Raw genomic sequence first — 20,081 nt, forward strand, 5'->3', positions numbered from 1 at the left:
CGGGCCGCGTTCGGCCAGGGTCTGCGAGTCAGTGGCTGAGCGGGCTGCCGGACCCGACGGGCGGACGGTGGTGGTCACCGGCGCCGGGCGCGGCCTGGGGCCGGTCACCGCGCGGGAGCTCGCCGGCGCGGGCGCCCGGGTCGTGCCGGGCGTGCGGGACTCGGACCGGGCGGCCTGCGCGGCGCCCCGGCGGTGCGCCGGGCGGGCAGGGCCGGCCCCGTCGAAGCGGCAGGCCGGGAGGGAATTCCGCGTTCTCTCGTATCCGGGGGCGGTTCCTCCTACTCTCACAGGAGTGGACGGCATCGACAGTCTCCGGCACGCCATCGAGACCATTCCCATTCCCGGCGCCCCGCCCCGCCTGTCGCGGCAGGGTGCCGCCGTCGGGCTGGCCCTGCTCGACACCTCGTTGCGGCTCAACCACGTGCGCCGGCTGACCGAGCGGCTCACCGTCGTCGAGCACGGGACCGCCCGGCGCAGCACCGAGGTCGACGTCAGCCTCAAGCTGCTCGACGAAGGCCAGCGGCAGGCGACCGCGCAGCTGCAGGACCTCATCGGCCGCGAACACGGCGAGCGCGCCTCCTCCCGGCCGGTGCGGCAGCGGTCCCTGTGGGTGCCGCTCGCGCGGCTGCCACGCCGGGACGTCTCCCCCGTCGACGTCTTCGACAGCTCCGGCCAGAAACTGCCGCGGCTGACGCAGCACGAGGCGTCCCGGCTGGTCGCCGCCGGGCTCTACCGGCTGCTGCGCGGAATCCTGGCCGGCGACGAAAACGCGCAGACCGCCAAGCACGAGCTGAACACCTTCCTGTTCCAGGTGCACGAACCCCGCTGGCTCATCCAGCAGGCGCTGCTGACGCTGCTCACCGAGCGGAACCACCCGGAGGAGGAGTTCACCCTGGCCCCGGCCGGCGGCACGGTCCCCGGGTACGGGCGCCAGTGCCGGGAGCTGGCGCTGGACATCCTCGAGGGCTGTTCCGAGCTGCTGGTCGAGTACGCCTACCTGCTCAACGTCGCGGTCCGGGACTACATGCTGGTGGTGGCGCTCGACGACTCGGTCGAGGAGCACCGGCTCAGCTACGAAACCCCGCTGCACGTCGACGCCCGGCGGTCCGTGGCGCAGGAGCAGTGGCGGCGGCTCGCCTCCAGCAGGCGCGGCTACGTCGTGAGCTACGAGACGACGATCCCGGCGACGCTGAAGTCCTACCACCTGGTGGCCGGTACGGCACCGGAGGCGGAGATCTCGCGGATGTACCTGTCCACCGACGCCGACCAGCACCAGGTCGACGTGCTGGCCGAAGACCTGGTCTCGCTGGCCGAACGGCAGGACGCCGCCCCGCTGCAGGAAGCCGACGGCGCGCGGCACAAGATCCTCGAACTGCAGGCGCAGACCGTGCTGCGCCGGCTGGCCGACCTGCTGCGCCGCCGCAAGTGGGAGGCCGGCCAGTCCGGCGTCGAGCTGTCCCCGCGCAGCCTGCCCGCCTGCCACCGGCTCGCCGCCGCGGCCACGACGGGCGAAGCGGTCCGCATCGACACCGGCGAGCTGGACAACTCGCTGCGGCGGCACCCGGAGTTCACCGCCGCGAACCTGCGCGAGGCCGCGCGCGAGCTGACCGAGCGGGAGTTCGGGCAGGACCTCGTGCTGGTCACCGGGATCGCCGACAACGAGGCGCGCGCGTACTGGCGCCGCTCCGGCGGCCGCGACCCGCGCGGCGACCACGTCCGGGTGCGCGCGACGCTCGTGCTCCGGGACTCCACGAAGTCCGGCCCGCTCAACGTGACGTTCTACGCGCTGGCCGTCGCGGCGGTTTCGTTCGTGCTCGGCTGGATGCTCGTGGGCAGCCCCTGGCCGTACGGCCGGGCCGCCACCGAGGCGCTCGGCCACGTCGGCGACGGCCAGTCCGTGATCACGATGCTGCTGCTGTTGCCCGGTTTCCTCTACAGCCGCCTGTCGCTGCCACCGCGCCGGACCGTGCTCGGCTACCTGGGGACGCTGCCCCAGGCGCTCGTCCAGCTGAGCATCGCGGCCGTCGCCGCGTTCGCCGCGGCCGTGGCGACGCAGAGCCGCGGCGAAGTCGTGCAGACCACGCTGACCGTCGCGGTGGCGCTGCCGGTGCTCGCCGCGCTGGTCCTGTTCGGCCAGGCTTCGTGGCGCGAGTCGGCGATCCCGTTGTCCCGCATCGGGGCGCCGCGGTGGGCGGGCACCGGCGCGTGGGACCGCCGCAAGCCGCTGGAAGCCGACGTCCGGTTCGACTCGTCCGGGGGGTGGTGAACGTGCGCAGCCAGCGCGTTTCCGTGCGGAACGTGGCCGACCTCGCGCGGGCCGGCTTCGAGATCGCGCGGCAGCCGGTGACCAAAGTGGACTTCGAGGTGCACCACGCGCTGGCCCGCCACGGCTACCTGCTCGACCTCGTGTCCGCGGACGCCGACAGCGGGGTCTTCCTCGAGACGCTGTGCTCGGCCACGAACGGCACCGGCGTCGTGATCGGCACCCACACTCGCAAACCCCTGGACGGCACCGAAGCCGTGGAGCACAACGACGGCAGGCGGCCCGCGGAACGCCCGGAGGAGAACGCGGGCGGCTGGGTCTTCCGCCAGACGACCTCGCCCAACCCGACGTTCATCTACGAGTCCGCCCAGACCTTCGAAGGCCTGATCGCGATCGACCCGGGCGCGCGCGAGGTGTGCGAGTGGCACGGGCTGGCGGTCCGCGACCTGGTGCGGGAGATCTCCGACGCGGCGTCGGCGCTGATCGACGCGCCGCTGCTGTCGCTGCAGTGCCCGGCCCAGCTGCCGACGATCGTGAAGACCCGCAACCACGACCTGCGCACCCGCAAGGAGGTGGCGCCGCCCTGCTCGTCGCTGGCGGTCCGGTTCGCGATCGCGCTGCGGGACGTGTCCGCGGCCGCGCGGTTCGAGCTGGCCGACCGGTTCCGGGAGCTGTGCGAGAAGCACGGGTACAGCTTCTGGCTGGCGGACACGCGGCCGGGGCACCGGCAGGGCAACTGGTTCGAGGTCTACCACGCCGACGGCGAGTTTTCCCCGCTGTACAAGGGCGACCTGCGGTCCCGCCAGCGGATCGGCACGTGCCTGCCGGTGACGTTCGTCGGGCCGGCGCGGATCGGCTCCACGCACGCGATCGCCTCGTTCCTGCAACGGTACCCGCGGGTGGGGGTGGTCGGCTGCGCGGGAACGACGCTGTCGGACGTGGCGTTCGTCCACCTGCAGCTGTCGGTGCAGGGCGTGGCCGCCGACCGGCTCAACCGCATCCTGACGAAGCTGCTCGGGGAATCGTCGACCCCGGCCCGGCCGCACAAGCTGCTGCGCGAGCTGTTCAAGCGGCTCGGGCTGCCCCCGGACCCGGAGGAGACGAGGGCGTCGCTCGCGGACCCGACGGCGGACTACCAGACGTTCGCGGGCCCGGCGCTGCCGTACCGGCCGTACCAGATGCCGGAGAGCATGGCGGTGTGGGTGTCGTGGGAGATCGCCCGCCAGCACCGCGGGCTGGCGGCACCGCTGGAGTGCCTGTACCGGGCGCTGGCCCAGGTGGCGTCGGCGGACGAGCTCGCCACGGTCGAGTACCTGATCTGCCGGGCGACGGAGCAGTCGGTGGTCCGGGGCAAGGCGAAACTGGCGGTGCCGAAGTCGGTCTTGAAGCAGTTCACGGGGGGCGGGGTGGAGCTGCCGGCGGCCAAGCTGTGCGCGTCGCTGGAGGAGGCGTGGAAGGCCCAGGTGGACCGGTCCGGTGTGGACGGGGTGAGCGAGTTGACGGTGGCGTGGCGCGAGTCGTGGCTCGGCCACTGGACGTACTCGTGACCGTCACAGGGTGAGCACCACCTTGCCGTGGACGTGGCGCCCCGCCTGCAGCTCCACCGCCTCGCGCACCCGCTCGAGCGGGAACGTCGCCGCGATCGGTACCACGATCTCCCCTGTCGCGATCGCGTCCGTGAGCCGCTTCAGCTCGGCCGGTCCCGCGTCGATGCCGCCGGTCGCGCGGACTCCGCCCGGCGGGTTCGGACCCGCTGCGACCGTCGAGATCCGGGACGGCGGCACCCCCAGCGACAACGCCGCCGAGGCCGTCTCCGTGCCGAACAAGTCCGTCGCCGCCGTGACTCCCGACTTCCGGACCCGGTCCGCCAGGCCGGGGCCGTACTCCACCGGCTCCGCGCCCAGGCCGCGCAGGAACTCGAACGTGCCCCGGGAAGCCGTTCCGATCACCCGCGCCCCCGCCAGGCGCGCCAGCTGGACCGCGAACACCCCCACCCCGCCCGCCGCGCCGCCGATCAAGATCGTGTCACCCCGGCTCAGGCCGATCGCCGACAACGCCGCCGAAGCGGTCAGGCCGGCCACCGGCACCGTCGCCGCCACCAGGTCCGTGATGCCGTCGGGCGTCGGCCAGAGCGTCTCCGCCGGTGTCCGCACCACCGCGAAGTCCGCCGCCGCCGCGGCCATCACGCCGCCGAACACGCGCTGGCCCACCGAGAAACCCGTCGCGCCGTGGCCCACCTCGTCGACCACCCCGGCCAGGTCGTAGCCGAACCCCGCGGGCACCGTGACGCCGAACCGCGCCGCCAGATCCGGGTGCGTCGCCAGGCCCCAGTCCATCGGGTTCAGGCCGGCCGCCGCCACGCGGACGCGGATCTCGCCCGGTCCCGCGTGCGGCTCCGGCACCTCGCGCACCTCCAGGATTTCGGGACCGCCGAACTCTTCGTAAACCACCGCACGGCTCATGAGCCACCTCCGCTTGACGGGACTTGGTCCCATCACCGTACACGCAGTGACGGGACCATGTCCCGTACACTCGGGGCATGGCCCGCTGGCAACCCCACGCCCCGGAGCGGCTCGTCGACGCCGCGCTCGACCTGTTCGAGGAACGCGGCTACGAAAACACCACCGTGATCGAGATCGCCGAACGCGCGGGGCTGACGAAGAGCACCTTCTTCCGGCACTTCCCGGACAAGCGCGAAGTCCTCTTCGGCGGCGACACGATGGCCGAGCTCCTCGCCGGCGGCATCGCCGACGCGCCCGCCACCGCCACCCCGCTCGAAGCCGTGGCCCACGCCCTCGACACCGTCGGCCGGGAAGCCTTCACCCCCGGGCGCCGCGAGTTCGGCACCCGGCGCCGGGCCGTCATCGCCGCCAACCCCGAACTGCGGGAACGCGAAGCGCTGAAGGGGCTCGGGCTCACCGCGGCGATGGCCGAAGCCCTCGGACGCCGTGGGGTGCCCGACCCAACCGCCCGCGTGGCCGCCCAGCTCGGCGCGCTCGTCATGGCGCTCGCCTACGAACGGTGGTGCGACCCCGCCGAAGAAACCGCCTTCGGCGAGGCCGCACGAGACGCCCTCCGGGAAGTGCGGGCCGCTACAGCAGCTTCCTGACGTCACCGGCCCGGGCGCCGGCGGTCGGCGCGCCGCCGATGTCCGACTCGATCGCCGCCGTCACGATGCGGTTGCGGTCGCCCGAGGAGAGCACTCCGTTGCCGACCAGCTCCTGGGTCACCGCTTTCACGTGCTTGACGAACCGGTCGTGCGACGCGTACTCCGCGTTCTCGTCGATGATGTCGTTGATCGTGCAGCCGTTGCCGGTGTCGATGTTCACGACCTGGCTGTCGATCTCCCCGATCACCACGGTCTCGCGGGTGTCGGAAACCGGGCAGGCGTCCGGTGGCGGCGGGGCCGCGACCACCGTGAACGTCCCCGGCGCCTCCGCCGAGACGTTCCCGGCGACGTCCGTGGCCCGGGCCCGCACGGTGTGCTCGCCCAGCGCGGTCAGCACCACCGGCGCGGTGTACCGCGTCCACGCCCCACCGTCCACTTCGTACTCGATCGACGCGACACCGGACTCGGTGTCGACGGCGGTCAGCGTCACGGTCGCCTTGCCGACGAAGTCCCAGTTGCCGTCCTGGTCGCCGGTCACCGCCATGGAGATCACCGGTGCGGTCGTGTCCCCGCCCGCGACCACGGTGAACGCCACGCTGCCCTCCGCGGACGCGTTGCCGGCGACGTCCCGGGCCCGGTAGGCCACCGTGTGCGCCCCCGCCGCGGAGACCTGGACCGGCGCGGAGTACGCCGTCCACGCTCCACCATCCACTTCGTACTCCACGGCGGCGACACCCGAACCGGTGTCGGCAGCCGTCACCGTGACCGTCGCCCTGCCGACGTAGTTGCCGTCCGCGTCCTGGGTCCCGGCCACGGACGCCGACACGGTCGGCGCCGTCGTGTCGCGTTTGACCACCGTGAAGCTCGACATGCCCTCCGGGGACGTGTTGCCGGCGGCATCGGTCGCCCGGAAGTGGACCATGTGCGCGCCCGCCCCGGTCACCGCGACCGGTGCCGAATACGGGGTCCACGCACCGCCGTCGAGCTGGTACTCCACCGATGCGACGGCGGAGTCCGCGTCGGTCGCCGTCAACGTGACCGTGGCGGCGTCGAGGTAGTTGCCCGCCGAGTCACGGTCACCGGAGAGGGACGCGGTCACCGTGGGCGGCGACGTGTCCCCTTGCCCCTCGACGACGGTGAAGTGCGCCATCCCCTCCGGGGACGTGTTCCCGGCGATGTCGGTCGCCCGGTAGTGCAGCATGTGCATCCCCACGGCGGAAACCACGACCGGCGCCGAGTAGGCGGTCCACGTGCCGCCGTCGAGCTGGTACTCGACCGACGCCACGCCGGAGCCCGCGTCGGTGGCCGACAGCGTGACCGTCGCCGACTCGATGTAGTCGCCGGACGGATCCTGCTCGCCCGCCACCGCGGCCGTCACCGTCGGCGCGGTGGTGTCCCCGCCGCCGTCGGAGACGACGAACTCCCCCACCATCGCCGTGTGGCCGGGGATCGTGCAGAAGTACCGGTACTTGCCCGGTGTGAGGGTCACGGTCGCTTCGTGCCGCCCGTTCTGCGGGTCGAACGGGTTGGCCAGGATGTTGAGCGAGACGTCGTGGTTGTAGCCCGGCGTCGAGGTGTCGAACGTGAGGGTGTGCGACATCCCCGTCGTGTTGCCGGTGGCTTCGCTGTTCTCGAAGACGATGGTGGTCTCACCGGGCAGGGCTCCGGTGGGCGCGGACGCGTAGGCGGTGGTGCTGTTGTTCCCGGTCCAGGTCAGCGTCTGGACCGGCGCCGCCAGCGCCGCCGCCGGGCCGGCCAGGCCGAGCACCGCCAGCAGGACGGCCAGCAGCACGGCCATCGGTCGTGGGGACATCGCGGGAAACCTTCCTGGGAGGGAAGGGGGCCGGACGCGCGCCCGGCCCCCTTCGCGCTACAGCTGCCGCACCCGGATGTTGCGGAACTCGATCAGGTCGTTGTCGCTGTGGTTCTGCAGCCCGATGAACCCGCTGACGAACTGCCGCAGGTCGGTCGGCGGGTCACCCGCGCGCGACGACTGCTGGCCGGGCGTGTTGTCGAACTCGTTGATCACCACGCCGTTGCGGATCATCGTGTAGTGCTGCCCGACGACCTTGATCTCGTACTCGTTCCACGTTCCCTTCGGCCGCGCACCCGCCTGGTCGAGCGGGCGCGGGTCGAAGTTGTAGACCGACCCGGTCTTCTGCGGCTCACCGGTGTCGCCGTCGTAGATCTGGATCTCGTGGCCGCAGTAGATGGCCACCCAGGCCTGCGAGTCCCGTGCCGACCCGACCGTGCCGCAGCTGCCCGGCGGCCGCTGGTCCAGTGGCGTCCGCGGATCCGGGAACCGGACGAACACGCCGCTGTTGGCCCGGAACCCGTCCGGGGCGATGTCCTTGAACTGCACCTTCACGGAGAAGTTCCCGAACTGCCGCTGGGCGTACCAGAGCATGCCCAGCCCGCCGGCCGAGCGGATCGACCCGTCGGGCTGCAACGTGAACTGTCCCGACGGTGCCTGCTCCCAGGCCCGTAGCGACGCCGCCGTGCCGTCGAACAGCGCCTCGTAGCCCGTCGTGCCCGCCTTCCCGATCGGCGACGCTTCGGCCGCCGCGTTCAGCTCGGCCACCTCGGAGTCGTTCAGCACCCCGAGGTCGGACAGCGTCTCGGTGGCCTGCTCGACGTGGTTGACGAACGCCGCGTGGGTGGTCCACACGCCTTCGTCGTCGAGGAAGTCGTCCACCGTGCAGCCACCGCCGGCGTTGCGGTTGACCACCTTCGTGATGGTGTCGCCCAGCGTCACCACCGGGCTCGGGTCGGCCACCACGCAGCCGACGTTCACCGAGGTCCGGGTGGTCACCGCTTCGCCGTCCGCGTAGGTCACGGTCAGCTTGGCGGTGTAGATCCCGGTCCGCGGGTAGGTGTGCCGCGGGTCGGCCTGGGTGGACACCGAGCCGTCGCCGAACTCCCAGCGGTAGGACACACCACCGGACTTCGACCCGGTGAACGCCGCCGTCAGCGCCTTGTTCTGCACCATCGTCGACGCCGCCGCCGGGGCGGGAGTCGCCGCGCCACCCGTGTAGCTGATCTTCAGCAGCTTCTGGTTGGCGTCCAGGGAGAAGAACCCGTTGCCGTAGTCGAGCACGTACAGCGCGCCGTCCGGCCCGAACTTGGCGTCCATCCAGCTCTGCACCCGCGTGTCCCCCGAGCCGCCCGGGATGATCTGCCGGAACGTCTCGGCGAACACCGGCGGCTGGTGCGTCGGCACGCCCGCCGGGTCGACGGTCACCGCGACCCGGTTCTGCGCGTTCGACTCGTCGCCGATGAACCACTTGTTGTCCCAGTACGCCGGCCACGCGACGCCGCTGTTCGTGTTGACCAGCGAACGGTGGTACGTCGGCCCGGACATGACCGCCTGGCCGCCGCCCCGCAGGTACGGCTGGGTGTAGGTGGCGTCCGCCGCGACGTACGTCGGGATGGACGAGCCCGGCCGCTTCGGGAAGACCGGGCCACCGCCGTCGGGCGAGTACCAGATCATGTTGTCCTTGATCGGCGGCAGGTTCACCAGGCCGGTGTTGCGCGGCGAGGTGTTCACCGGGTTGTCGCAGTCGTACCAGCCGGTCAGCTCGGCGGCGTTGGTGCTGCTGCGGTCGCGGTAGGGCTGCCGGTTGCCCATGCAGTACGGCCAGCCGTGGTTGCCCGCCTCGGTGATGATGGTCGCCGTCTCGTACTTCGCCGGGCCCAGCTCCGGGCTCGGCGAGGACGCGTCGGGGCCGACCCAGCCCGCGGTCATCCAGTTGTGCACCGGGTCGATCTGCAGCCGCGAGATGTTGCGGACGCCCATCACGTAGATCTCCGGGCGCGTCTTGTCCGCCGGCCCGTTCGGGAACAGGTTGCCCTGCGGGATGGTGTAGGTCCCGTTCGGCTCCGGGTGGATGCGCAGGATCTTGCCGTCCAGGTCGTTGGTGTTGCCCGCCGTGCGGCGCGCGTCCTGGAAGGAGATGCCCTTGTAGTCCAGCGTCCAGTTGTTGCCGGAGTAGCCGTTCGAGCCGCCCGAGGAGTTGTTGTCCCCGGAGCCGATGTAGAGGTTGCCGTCCTTGTCGAACGCCATGCCGCCGCCGGCGTGGCAGCAGCTGTGGATCTGCACGTCCCAGGACAGCAGGTCCTTGCGCGTGGCCTGGTCGAGGGTCTGCGCGGTGAGGTTGTAGGTGAACCGCGAGACCGTCCGCTTGCCGATCCGCTTGTCGCGGTCGATCGACTCGTGCGGCATCCAGTAGGCGTACATGTAGCCGTTCTCGGCGAACTTCGGGTCCAGCGTCAGCCCGAGCAGGCCCTCTTCGTTCTTGACCAGCTCGTCGCCGCTGCCCCGGTTGCCCATCACGCGCAACGTCGTCAGCAGCTTGGGCTTCTTGGTGACCGGGTCCCACTGGTGGATCGTGCCGCAGCCGAGGCCGACGTTCGGGTCGTCCCAGCTGACGACCGGGCCGGTCGGGCAGGCGGCCTTGCCGATGTAGAACACCTTGCCGTCCGGGGCGATGGTCAGCCCGTGCGGCTCGCCGATCTGGTCGAGCTGCCCGGCCGCGTTCTTGCCGGTCAGCCGCTCGACCTTGTAGTTCGCGGCGATGCCGGCCTGGCAGTCGCCGCGCACCATGCCGGTCGTCCAGCGCAGCGCGCCGAGCAGGTGCTTGCGGAACTGGTCCTCACCGTAGGAGCCCTCGGTGCGGCCCATGCCGGTGTAGAAGGAGCGGCCGCCGTCGTAGTCGCGGCACCACGAGATCGGGTGGAACGCGCCGTTCGCGCCGACCCCCGGGTTGTAGCCCTTCTCTTCGACCTGCGCGACGGTGTGGACGGTGCCGACCGGATTGGTCTCCCAGTTGAGCCACCGGTCGGTGCGCGTCCAGTTCTGCGGCAGCCCGGCGGTGGCCGGGTGCTGCGCGTCGAGGACGTCGACGACGGCCTGCTGCGGCGCCGGCTCGGGCGGCGGCGGGGTCGTCGAGGTGTCCTTGAACAGCTTGAGGTCGGCGAGCTGGATGAGCGGCTCACCCGAGTTCGCGGTGATGTTCAGCCGGTAGTTCGGGTACACCGTCGTGTTGGTGAAGGTGAACGTCCGGGTCTGGAACCGTTCTCCGAACACCTCGTTGGTGCGCGTGTCCAGGTCGACCCAGGTGCTCCCGTCGGCGGACCCCTGCAGGGTCCAGTTCTTCGGGTCGCGGCCGGGGAAGTCGTTGGCCGACACCAGCGAGTAGCTGCTGACCGCGACCGGCGTGGCCATCTTGTAGGCCGCCCAGCCGGTGTTGGCGAACGTCAGCCACTTCGTGTTTTCGTTGTTGTCGGCCAGCTTCTCCTTGGTTTCGTTCGGCGGGTTCTCCGCGCTCGCGGTCACCGACGCCACCGCTTCGGGCGTCGGGCGCGCGCCGACCGGGCGAGCCCCGATCAGGCCGGTGAACCACTGGGACGAGTCCTGCGCGCGGGCGGCGTCGGAGATGCCGAGGAAACCACCACCCGCCTTCATGTACGCCTGCAGCGCGCCTTCCTGCTCACGGCTGAGCGTGACGCCCTGCGCGGACAGGTAGACGACCCCGCGGTACTTCGCGAGGTTGGCGTTGGTGAACACGGCGGGGTCCGAGGACGCCGTCACCGTGATGCCGTTGTCCGTGCCCAGCCGCGCGATCGCGTCGGCCCCGCGCAGCACCGGGTCCTTCTGATCCGCCGCCGCGCCGTGGAAGACCAGCACGTTGACGGGCACGTTCACCGCGGCGGGCGCGGCCTGCGCCACCGGCATCGTGATCAGCGGGGCCCCGGCCGCGAGGACCGAGCCGATGGCGAGCACGAGCGCCCCGCGCTTTCCGAACCACCGTTTTCTCATAGCTCCCGTCCTCATGCGTGCGTCCGTCCATCGGGGCTCATGTCGTGCCCGGAGTGGTCATGCAGCTTGAACCGGTCGATCGCTTCCTGCGCTCCCTCGGGGAGGCTGCCGTCGGGGTTGCGGACCAGGAACAGGCCCACCATCCCGCCGTCGGAGTGGGTCTGGACGTGGCAGTGGTACATCCACGCCCCCGGCCCGACGCCCTCGCCGGCGATCACCTGGAAGCCGAACGAGCTACCGGGGTCGAGGTTCTTGTTGTCGACGATGGCAGCGTTGTCAGCGGCGCTGCTGAGCATCCCGGTGCGGGTGTCGGCCCAGCGGTGGGCGTGGAGGTGGAACGTGTGCGGCAGGCTGCCGTACCCGATGCACACCCATTCGACGCGCTCGCCGAGCCGCGCCTCGAGGATCGGCGTGTCGGGCGCCATCTTGTGGTTGATCATCATCTCGTTGAACACGACGGTGTACTGCCTGCTCGGCAGCAGGTCGCCGCGCTTGCGCACGATGAGCCCGCCGTAGAGGCCGCGCGCGAGCCCCGCGGTGCCGTGGTCGGTGCCCATCGCGTGGTCGTGGTAGTGCCAGTAGCCGGCGTTGCCCGGCATCCAGAACCCGCTGCCGGTGTCGTAGCGGGCGCGTGTCTTCCAGGTGTAGGTGCGGGTTTCGCCCGGCTTGTTGAACGACGCGTTGAGCGGGGCGCCGTCGGAGCCGGTGTCGTAGTTGACGCCGTGCGGGTGGATCGACAGCCGCTGGTCGGTCCGGTTGACCAGTTCGATCTCGAGGGTGTCGCCCTCGTAGATCTCCAGCAGCGGCCCCGGGATCGTGGCCTTGCCCGGCTCGAGGCCGTAGCCGTAGAGGCCGCCGGGCAGGGCTTCGGCGTAGATCGTGATCTGGCGGGTCAGGCCCGCCGCGTAGGCCGAGTCGGCCATCCCGACCGCGGGCACGAGGACGCCCGCGGCGGTTCCGGCCAGCATCGACCGACGTGACACTCGCATGCGAAATCCCCCGGGGTCTCAGAAACGCACGGTGCGGAGGTACTCGAAGCCGACCTTCGCGGTGTTGAGCGGGTCGGCCGGCTGGTCGTGCTCGACGATGTACTCGCCGATGGTGTGGCAGGACGCGGCGAAGATGCGCGGGAAGTCGATGACACCCGTGCCCGGGTCGACCATCTGCCCGTCCGCGGTCCGGTCCTTCACGTGGTACTGCCTCACGCGCGGGTAGTTGCGGCGGAACAGCTCGACCGGGTCCGCGCCGCCGTTCACCGCCCAGAACAGGTCGATCTCCAGGTGCACGAGCCGCTTGTCCGTCTTCGCGGTGAGCACGTCGTAGGGCACGACGCCGCCGATCGGGGCGAACTCGTGGTCGTGGTTGTGGTAGCCGAGCTTCAGCCCGGCCTTATTGAACGCGACCGCGGCGGTGTTCATCCGGCCCGCGAAGGCTTCCCACTCGGCGATGGTGCCGAAGTTCGCGTAGGGCACCACGACGGAGCGGTTGCCGAGGACCTTCGCGTCGGCGATCGCCTGGTTCAGGTCACCGTCGATGCCGACGTGCGTCGAGGAGGCCTCGAGGTGGCACCGGTCGAGGATGGCGCGGAACTCGGTGGCGCTGCGGCCGTACGTCCCGGCCAGCTCGACCTTCCGGTAGCCGATGTCCGCCAGCGCGGACAGCGTGCCTTCGGGGTCGTTCTGCAGCAGGGACCGCAGGGAGTAGAGCTGGATGCTGATCTTGTCGAGCGGCACGCGGCGGCGAGCCGGGGAGGCGGCCGCGGTGCCGGGCAACGCGATGGCCGCGGCCCCCACGGTGAGGGCCGCTGTCGCCACGTTCAGGAACTTGCGTCGGGAGTAGTCTTCTGGCAGGTCACCGCACATGGAACTCCCTCATCTCTGGTTGCTGAAAGCCGCGTCGAAAGCCGCCGACGGCTGGTCGAACAGGTGCTCGCGCAGGTACTTCACCGCCTCCGCCGCGCCCCGGAGCCGGTCCATCCCGGCGTCTTCCCACTCCACCGAGATCGGGCCGGTGTAGCCGATCGAGTTCAGCGCCCGGAAGCAGTCCTCCCAGGGCACGTCGCCGTGGCCGACGGACACGAAGTCCCAGCCCCGCCGCGGATCCGCCCAGGCCAGGTGCGAGCCGAGCCGTCCGTTGCGGCCGTCGAAGCGCTTTCTCGTGTCCTTGCAGTCGACGTGGTAAATCCGGTCGGCGAAGTCGAGGATGAACCCGACCGGGTCGAGGTCCTGCCACACGAAGTGCGACGGGTCCCAGTTCAGCCCGAACGCCGGCCGGTGGTCGACGGCTTCGAGCGCGCGCTTGGTCGTCCAGTAGTCGTAGGCGATCTCCGACGGGTGGACCTCGTGCGCGAACCGGACGCCGACCTCGTCGAAGACGTCCAGGATCGGGTTCCACCGGCGGGCGAAGTCCGCGTAACCGTCATCGATGTCATCGCGCGTGACCGGCGGAAACATCGCCACGTACTTCCAGATCTTCGACCCCGTGAAGCCGATGACGGTGTCCACGCCGAGCTTCGCCGCCGCCCGCGCGGTGTCGGCCATTTCGGCCGCCGCCCGCTGCCGGACGCCTTCCGGTTCGCCGTCGCCCCAGATGCGGGACGGGAGGATCGCGCGGTGCCGGGCGTCGATCGGGTCGTCGCAGACGGCCTGCCCGACGAGGTGGTTCGAGATCGCCCACACCTTGAGCCCGTGCTCGGCGAGCAACGCCAGCCGCGCGGGCACGTAGTCCTCTTCGGACAGCGCGCGGTCCACTTCGAAGTGGTCGCCCGAGCAAGCGATTTCCAGGCCGTCGTACCCCCAGTCGGCGGCCAGCTTGCAGACCTCGGTGAACGGCAGGTCCGCCCACTGGCCGGTGAACAACGTGACGGGACGGCTCATTTCGGTTCCTCCACCGCGGTCCAGGCCGCCTGCGCGGCCGCGCTCTTCTCGACGGCGTCCAGCACGCGCTGGACGCGCAGGCCGTCGTCGAAGCTCGGTGCGGGGTCGGTGCCCGCGCCGATGGCGTCCAGCAGGTCGGCGACCTCGTGCGTGAACGTGTGCTCGTAGCCGAGCAGGTGCCCCGGCGGCCACCACACGCCGACGTACGGGTGGTCGGGCTCGGTGACGAGGATCCGGCGGAACCCGGCTTCGGTCCCGCCGCCCTCGTACCACTGGAGCTCGTTCATCGACTCGAAGTCGAACGCCAAGCTGGCTTTCGAGCCGTTGATCTCCAGCCGCATGGCGTTCTTGCGGCCGAGCGCGAACCGCGTCGCTTCGAAGGTCGCCACGGCTCCCCCGGACAGCCGGGCCAGGAACAACGCGGTGTCGTCGACCGTCACGTCGTCCGTGCCGCCGGTTTCGGACGGCCGCTGCTTGACGAAGGTGTTCGTCAAGGCCGAGACGCCGGTGATCAGGTCTCCGGTGACGAACTGGGCCGCGTCGACGATGTGCGCGCCCAGATCGCCGAGCGCGCCCGACCCGGCGGACTCCTTGCGCAGCCGCCAGGTCATCGGCGCCCGCGGGTCCGACAGCCAGTCCTGCAGGTACACCGACCGGATGTGCCGGATCTCGCCGAGTGCCCCGCTCGCCACGAGTTTCCTGGCGTGCGCGAGCGCGGGCACCCGGCGGTAGTTGAACGCGACCATGGCCCGGACCCCGCGGTCCCGGGCCCGCCGCGCCGCCTCGGCCATCGCCTCGGCTTCCGCGACCGAGTTGGCCAGGGGTTTCTCGCACAGCACGTGCTTGCCGGCCTCCAGCGCGGCGATCGCGATCTCCGCATGGCTGTCCCCCGGGGTGCAGACGTCGACCAGGCCGACGTCGTCCCGCGCGACGAGCTTCCGCCAGTCGGTTTCGACGTCCTCCCAGCCGAACTTCGCCGCGGCGGCCTTGGCCCGGGCCTCGTCCCGGCCGCCGAGGACGGCGAGTCGCGGCACCAGCGGTGGATCGAAGAACCGGTGGACGCTGCGCCAGGCGTGCGAATGCACCGCACCCATGAACGCGTGGCCGACCATGCCGATCCCGATGGTTTCCCGTGCCGGGCTCATACCCCTCCTTGGTTTGCTGGGAAAACGGTCAGGAGTCGAAGCCGACGTCGAGGTACTGGTCGACGTTCTCCTTCGTGACCACGGCCGAGTACGTGGTGATCTCGGCCGGGATGTCGTGCTCGGCCAGGTCGCCGATCCCCTTCTGCTGCCCGAGCAGGCGCGCGAGGGCCACCGCCGTCGAGGCCATCGACGGGCTGTAGAGCACGGTCGCCTTGATCGGCGAGGAGTCGGCCTTGATCAGGTTCATCATGTTCTTCGAGCCGGCGCCGCCGACCATGATGAACTCCTTGCGGCCCGCGGTGTCGATCGCGGCGTTGACGCCGATGCCCTGGTCGTCGTCGTGGTTCCACAGCGCGTCCAGCTTGGGCGCGCCCTGCAGCAGGTTCGCCGTCTGCTGCTCGCCCGACTCCGAGGTGAACTGCGCCGACACGCGCGGCCCGACCTGGAACCCGGCCCGCCCCAGCGCGTCCTTGAAGCCCTTGCTGCGTTCCTGGGTCAGCGGCAGCGAGTCGATCCCGGCGACCTCGCCGATGACCGGGTTCGCGACGTTCTTCTTCTTGAGCTCCGCGGCGATGTAGTTGCCCGCGTTGACGCCCATCCGATAGTTGTCGCCGCCGATCCAGGTTCTATAGGCCAGGGGCGTGTCGAAGACGCGGTCGAGGTTGATCACCGGGATGCCCGCGTCCATCGCCTGCTGGCCGACCGCGGTGAGCGCCTTGCCGTCGAACGGCAGGATCACCAGCACGTCGACCTTGGCGTTGATCAGCGTCTCCACCTGGGAGATCTGCTGGTTGACGTCGTTGGTGCCCTCGGTGGCGTCGAACTTCACCTCGCTGAACTTCTGCGCCTGCGCCTTGGCGTTCTTGGTGATCGCCGCGATCCAGCCGTGGTCGGCCGCGGGCGCGGAGAAGCCGATGGTGACCGGCTTGCCGGGCTGGGCGTTGGAGCCCGCGTTGGCGACCGGCGCGTTCGACTCCGAGTTCGCGGGCGTGTTCGACGTGCAGCCGGCCAGCAGCGCACCCGCGCCGACGGCGGCCCCGCCCAGCAGGAATCCCCGGCGGCCGAGGAAGGGTTGTTCGGTCATGACGGCCTCCATCGGTGGTTACTGACTACCGGTCCTGGCTTTCCTGGCCCGGAACTGCAAGAGCACGGCGAGCACGATGATCACGCCCTTGGCGATGTTCTGGATGTCGGTGTCCAGGTTGTTGAGCGTGAAGATGTTCGACAGCACCGTGAAGATCAGCACGCCGATGAGCGTGCCGATGAGCGAGCCGCGGCCGCCGGTCAGCAGCGTGCCGCCGATGACCACAGCCGCGATCGCGTCGAGCTCGTAGAACATGCCGTTGGTCGACGCGCCCGCCGTCGTCCGCGCGACGACCATGAGCGCGGCGATCCCGCAGCACAGCCCGGCCACGCCGTAGACGAGCGCGAGGTGCCGCTTGACGTTGATACCCGCCAGCCGGGACGCCTCGGCGTTGCCGCCGACCGCGTAGGTCCGGCGGCCGAACGTCGTGCGGTTGAGCACGACCCAGCCGACCGCGAACACCAGCGCGAACAGCCAGATCAGCGTCGGGATGCCGAGGAAACCGCCGCGGAAGAAGGCCAGGAAGTCCTGGTCGGCCACGACCTGGGTGCGCCGGCCGCTGATCCGCTCGGCGAGCCCGCGTGCCGACACGTACATCGCGAGCGTCGCGATGAAGGGCACGACCTTGCCGTAGGCCACGAGGACGCCGTTGATCAGCCCGCAGCCGAGGCCGACGGCGAGTCCACAGAGGACCATCACCCACGGCCCGTACGACTGCGTGGCCAGCGTCGTGAGCCAGACGCCGGCGAGACCGACCATCGAGCCGACGGACAGGTCGATGCCGCCGCTGATGATCACGAACGTCATCCCGACGCTGACCACCCCGATCGCGGCGGCCAGCCGCAGGATCGTCGAGATGTTGCTTTCGGTGAAGAACAGCTCGGGCCGGGTGAACTGGCCGACCAGGCACAGCACGACGAGCACGCCGGCCAGGCCGAGCAGCCGCGGGTCGGCGGAGAAGGAGAACCGCCGCTTCCGTTCGGCGGGAAGCGCTTCCTGTGGCGGTGCTTGCGTTTCGGTCATGCCGCGCTCCCCTCGAGAATCACGTCGAGCACCTCGGCCTCGGTCAGCCCGGCCGAGCGCCGGTCGGCGAGGACGCGGCCCTCGCGCAGCACCAGCACCCGGTCGGACAGCCCGAGCACCTCGGGGATCTCACTGGACACCAGCACGATCGCCACGCCGGTCGCGGCCAGCTCGTCGATCAGCCGGTACAGCTCGGCGCGGGCACCGACGTCGACGCCGCGCGTCGGCTCGTCGAGCAGCAGCACCCGGCACCCGCGGACCAGCCACCGCGCGAGCACGGCCTTCTGCTGGTTGCCGCCGGACAGCGTGCGCACGATCCGCCGCGGGTCGGCGGGCCGCAGGTCGAGGCGGCGCAGGCTCGCACCGGCGTCGTCGAGTTCCTTCGCGCGCTCGGTGAAGCCGAGCTTGGCGTAGCGGCCGAGGCTCGCCAGCGTCACGTTGTGCACCACCGGCAGGTCCAGCAGCAGGCCCTGGCTCTTGCGTTCCTCGGGCGCGAGCCCGATCCCGGCCTTGACGGCGGCCCGGACGTTGCCGGTGCCGAGCGGTTTCCCCTGCACGGTGATGGTTCCGGAGTCGGCCTTGCGCGCGCCGAAGATCGTCTCGAGCAGCTCGCTGCGGCCCGAACCGACGAGTCCGGCGATGCCGACGACCTCACCCGCGTGGACGGTGAAGCTCACGTCCTCGAACTCGCCCGGCCGGGAGAGGTGCTCGACTTCGAGGGCCGTCTCCGGCCGGGCGTGGCCGTCGTGACGCGGCCCGAAGACCGTCTCCACCTTGCGGCCGGCCATCAGCGCGACCAGGTCGGCGGTCGGCGTCGCGCGGGCGTCGAGGCCGGTGCCGACGGTCCGGCCGTCCTTGAGCACCGTCACCCGGTGCCCGATCCGGCGCAGCTCCTCGAGCCGGTGGGAGATGTAGACGACCGCGACGCCGGCCGCGGTCAGCTCGCCGACGATCCGGAAGAGGTTGTCGACTTCCTCGCCGGCGAGAGCGGCGGTCGGCTCGTCCATCACGAGCAGGCGGGCGTCGTGGGCGAGCGCGCGGGCCATCGAGACGAGCTGCTGCCCGGCGGCGGACAGCTTGCCGACCTCGGTCGAGGGCCGGATGCCGGGGTGGCCGAGCCGGGCCATCAGGCGGGCGGCCTCGTCGCGGGCCTGCGAGATGCGCGTGAAGCCGAAGCGGGCGCGTTCGTGGCCGAGGAAGATGTTGTCGGCCACCGAAAGGCCGGGCACCAGGTCGAGTTCCTGGTACATGGTGGCGATGCCCAGGCGCAGGGCGTCGACCGGCGAGCCGAGCGTGACGGGTTCGCCCTGCCAGGTGAGCTCGCCGGTGTCGGGCTGGTGCGCGCCGGCGAGGACCTTGATGAGCGTCGACTTGCCGGCGCCGTTCTGCCCGAGCAGGCAGTGCACCTCGCCCGGTTCGACGTCGAGGTCGACGCCGTCGAGCGCGCGGACGCCGGGGAAGGTCTTCACGATCCCGCGGACGGACAGCAGGGTCATACCGTGGCCTCCTCGACGAGCGTCGGGTTCGCGAACAGCCGTTCGGCGGCCAGGTGCGCGGCGCCCCGCAGCGGAGCGCCCAGGCCGAGCCGGGACGGCACGATCCGGGCGTGGCCCAGCGGCCGGGCGGCGAGCTCGACGCGGACCGGTTCCACCAGCCAGTCCCCGAGCTCGGCGAAGTAGCCGCCGAGCACGACGACGTCCGGGTCGAGGACGTCGACCACAGTGGACAGTGCGACGCCGAGGGCGACGCCGAGTTCGTGGACCGCCGTGGCCGCGCGCTGGTCGCCGAGCCGGACGCGCTGCGTCAGCAGGGCGACGCGGCCGCCGACGCCGAGGCCGGGGTCGTGCAGCGGGTCGCCGGGCGCGGCCGCCGCGCGCAGGACCGCGGCCAGGTTCGCCTTCGTCTGCAGGCAGCCGGTCCGGCCGCAGGAGCAGCGTTCGCCGGAGGGGTCGACGGCGATGTGCCCGACCTCGCCCGCGAAGCCGCGCGCGCCGCGCAGGACGGCGCCGCCGGAGACGAGTCCCCCGCCGACGGCGGTGCCGCCGCTGAGGTAGAACAGCTCGCTCCCGGCCCCGTCGACGGCCTCGGCGAGCGCGCCGAGGTTGGCGTCGTTGTCGACGGCGACGGCCTCGGCGGGCAGGCCCAGCCGGGCGGCCATCAGGCCGGCGATCTCGGCGTCGCGCCAGCGCAGGGCCGGGGCGAGCCGCAGCACGGCGGCGGCCGAGTCGACCAGCCCGGGCACCGAGACGGCGACCCCGACCGGGGTACCGGGCAGCACCTGATGGGCGAGGTGGGCGAGTTCGTCCATGCACCGCGGCAGCCCGAGGGCGGCGACGTCGACGTTCTCGGCTCTTTCGGCCAGCGTGCGGCCGGTGAGGTCGGTGACGACCGCGGACAACCGGTCGGCTTCGATGCTCAACGCCAGCGCGTAGGCGTCTTCGCCGTGCAGTTCGACCAGCCGGCTCGGCCGTCCGTTGCCGGGCCGCACCCCGGCGGGCCGGACCAGCCCGCGCGCGGCGAGGTCGGCGAGCAGGCCGGGCAGAGCCGACTTCGGGATCCCGCAGCGAGCCGCCAGCTGCGTGCGCGAGAGGGGGCCGGTGCGCAGGGCTCGCAAGACCGTGGCGAGGTTGGCTCGCCTGGTGTCGGCCACGGTGCCCCCACTTGTGTCGCTGATCGACGGACTTTGTCGCTCAGGCAGCGAAAGTAGGGTGGCGCGCATCACTCGTCAAGGTGATGACGTCGCGGATTGCCCGGTTTTCACCC

Annotated in this window: 14 protein-coding genes; 3 read left to right on the top strand and 11 right to left on the bottom strand. The window is 71.4% G+C overall.

Going from position 1 to position 20,081, the window contains the following annotated elements:
- Positions 1 to 292: 292 nt before the first annotated feature.
- Together ACWEVP_RS01545 and ACWEVP_RS01550 are read left to right on the top strand one after the other, a co-directional pair.
- Positions 293 to 2,266, top strand: coding sequence for a hypothetical protein (locus ACWEVP_RS01545; RefSeq protein ID WP_452060676.1), 1,974 nt, complete (start codon positions 293 to 295; stop codon positions 2,264 to 2,266).
- A 2-nt stretch (positions 2,267 to 2,268) separates the two neighbouring features.
- On the top strand, positions 2,269 to 3,810 hold the full coding sequence (locus ACWEVP_RS01550; protein WP_452060677.1) for a hypothetical protein: 1,542 nt from the start codon (positions 2,269 to 2,271) through the stop codon (positions 3,808 to 3,810).
- 3 nt (positions 3,811 to 3,813) lie between these two features.
- On the opposite strand, the gene ACWEVP_RS01555 is transcribed toward ACWEVP_RS01550, so the two are convergent.
- Entirely contained in the window at positions 3,814 to 4,725 is a 912-nt protein-coding gene (locus ACWEVP_RS01555; RefSeq protein ID WP_452060678.1) for an NADP-dependent oxidoreductase, read from the bottom strand.
- Between the two features lie 77 nt (positions 4,726 to 4,802).
- On the opposite strand from ACWEVP_RS01555, the gene ACWEVP_RS01560 reads away from it, so the two are divergent.
- Positions 4,803 to 5,372 carry a TetR/AcrR family transcriptional regulator gene (locus tag ACWEVP_RS01560; RefSeq protein ID WP_452060679.1) on the top strand — a complete coding sequence of 190 codons (570 nt, stop codon included), beginning with the start codon at positions 4,803 to 4,805 and terminating at the stop codon, positions 5,370 to 5,372.
- Here ACWEVP_RS01560 and ACWEVP_RS01565 read toward each other — a convergent pair.
- From ACWEVP_RS01565 to ACWEVP_RS01610, 10 genes are read right to left on the bottom strand one after another with little or no spacing between them, the layout of a single operon-like run.
- Positions 5,356 to 7,185, bottom strand: coding sequence for an OmpL47-type beta-barrel domain-containing protein (locus ACWEVP_RS01565; protein WP_452060680.1), 1,830 nt, complete (start codon positions 7,183 to 7,185; stop codon positions 5,356 to 5,358). The genes ACWEVP_RS01560 and ACWEVP_RS01565 overlap by 17 nt on opposite strands.
- A 57-nt stretch (positions 7,186 to 7,242) precedes the next feature.
- Positions 7,243 to 11,190, bottom strand: coding sequence for a ThuA domain-containing protein (locus ACWEVP_RS01570; protein ID WP_452060681.1), 3,948 nt, complete (start codon positions 11,188 to 11,190; stop codon positions 7,243 to 7,245).
- 11 nt (positions 11,191 to 11,201) lie between these two features.
- Complete coding sequence (locus ACWEVP_RS01575) at positions 11,202 to 12,179, bottom strand: multicopper oxidase domain-containing protein (protein ID WP_452060682.1); 978 nt, start codon at positions 12,177 to 12,179, stop codon at positions 11,202 to 11,204.
- 18 nt (positions 12,180 to 12,197) lie between these two features.
- On the bottom strand, positions 12,198 to 13,052 hold the full coding sequence (locus ACWEVP_RS01580) for a TIM barrel protein (RefSeq protein WP_452060683.1): 855 nt from the start codon (positions 13,050 to 13,052) through the stop codon (positions 12,198 to 12,200).
- Positions 13,053 to 13,061: 9 nt separating this feature from the next.
- The gene (locus ACWEVP_RS01585) at positions 13,062 to 14,066 is read right to left on the bottom strand and encodes a sugar phosphate isomerase/epimerase family protein (RefSeq protein ID WP_125315981.1); all 1,005 of its coding nucleotides are present in this window, start codon (positions 14,064 to 14,066) and stop codon (positions 13,062 to 13,064) included.
- Positions 14,063 to 15,211 carry a Gfo/Idh/MocA family protein gene (locus ACWEVP_RS01590; protein WP_452060684.1) on the bottom strand — a complete coding sequence of 383 codons (1,149 nt, stop codon included), beginning with the start codon at positions 15,209 to 15,211 and terminating at the stop codon, positions 14,063 to 14,065. Before ACWEVP_RS01590 ends, ACWEVP_RS01585 begins: the two co-directional genes overlap by 4 nt.
- 28 nt (positions 15,212 to 15,239) lie before the next feature.
- Entirely contained in the window at positions 15,240 to 16,295 is a 1,056-nt protein-coding gene (locus ACWEVP_RS01595) for a substrate-binding domain-containing protein (protein WP_452060685.1), read from the bottom strand.
- Between the two features lie 18 nt (positions 16,296 to 16,313).
- On the bottom strand, positions 16,314 to 17,318 hold the full coding sequence (locus ACWEVP_RS01600; protein WP_452060686.1) for an ABC transporter permease: 1,005 nt from the start codon (positions 17,316 to 17,318) through the stop codon (positions 16,314 to 16,316).
- Positions 17,315 to 18,814: a sugar ABC transporter ATP-binding protein gene (locus ACWEVP_RS01605; RefSeq protein WP_452060687.1), complete on the bottom strand. Its 1,500-nt coding sequence runs from the start codon at positions 18,812 to 18,814 to the stop codon at positions 17,315 to 17,317. Before ACWEVP_RS01605 ends, ACWEVP_RS01600 begins: the two co-directional genes overlap by 4 nt.
- Positions 18,811 to 19,968, bottom strand: a complete 1,158-nt coding sequence (locus ACWEVP_RS01610; protein WP_452060688.1) for an ROK family protein — start codon at positions 19,966 to 19,968, stop codon at positions 18,811 to 18,813. Before ACWEVP_RS01610 ends, ACWEVP_RS01605 begins: the two co-directional genes overlap by 4 nt.
- Positions 19,969 to 20,081: the final 113 nt, after the last annotated feature.

It is taken from the genome of Amycolatopsis sp. NPDC003865, from assembly GCF_053605345.1.

What these genes read in the sequence shown, in the direction of transcription:
- ACWEVP_RS01555 (WP_452060678.1), bottom strand. Translation starts at nt 4,725, where the DNA reads ATGAGCCGTGCGGTGGTTTACGAAGAGTTCGGCGGTCCCGAAATCCTG.
- ACWEVP_RS01560 (WP_452060679.1), top strand. Translation starts at nt 4,803, where the DNA reads ATGGCCCGCTGGCAACCCCACGCCCCGGAGCGGCTCGTCGACGCCGCG.
- ACWEVP_RS01565 (WP_452060680.1), bottom strand. Translation starts at nt 7,185, where the DNA reads ATGTCCCCACGACCGATGGCCGTGCTGCTGGCCGTCCTGCTGGCGGTG.
- ACWEVP_RS01570 (WP_452060681.1), bottom strand. Translation starts at nt 11,190, where the DNA reads ATGAGAAAACGGTGGTTCGGAAAGCGCGGGGCGCTCGTGCTCGCCATC.
- ACWEVP_RS01575 (WP_452060682.1), bottom strand. Translation starts at nt 12,179, where the DNA reads ATGCGAGTGTCACGTCGGTCGATGCTGGCCGGAACCGCCGCGGGCGTC.
- ACWEVP_RS01580 (WP_452060683.1), bottom strand. Translation starts at nt 13,052, where the DNA reads ATGTGCGGTGACCTGCCAGAAGACTACTCCCGACGCAAGTTCCTGAAC.
- ACWEVP_RS01585 (WP_125315981.1), bottom strand. Translation starts at nt 14,066, where the DNA reads ATGAGCCGTCCCGTCACGTTGTTCACCGGCCAGTGGGCGGACCTGCCG.
- ACWEVP_RS01590 (WP_452060684.1), bottom strand. Translation starts at nt 15,211, where the DNA reads ATGAGCCCGGCACGGGAAACCATCGGGATCGGCATGGTCGGCCACGCG.
- ACWEVP_RS01595 (WP_452060685.1), bottom strand. Translation starts at nt 16,295, where the DNA reads ATGACCGAACAACCCTTCCTCGGCCGCCGGGGATTCCTGCTGGGCGGG.
- ACWEVP_RS01600 (WP_452060686.1), bottom strand. Translation starts at nt 17,318, where the DNA reads ATGACCGAAACGCAAGCACCGCCACAGGAAGCGCTTCCCGCCGAACGG.
- ACWEVP_RS01605 (WP_452060687.1), bottom strand. Translation starts at nt 18,814, where the DNA reads ATGACCCTGCTGTCCGTCCGCGGGATCGTGAAGACCTTCCCCGGCGTC.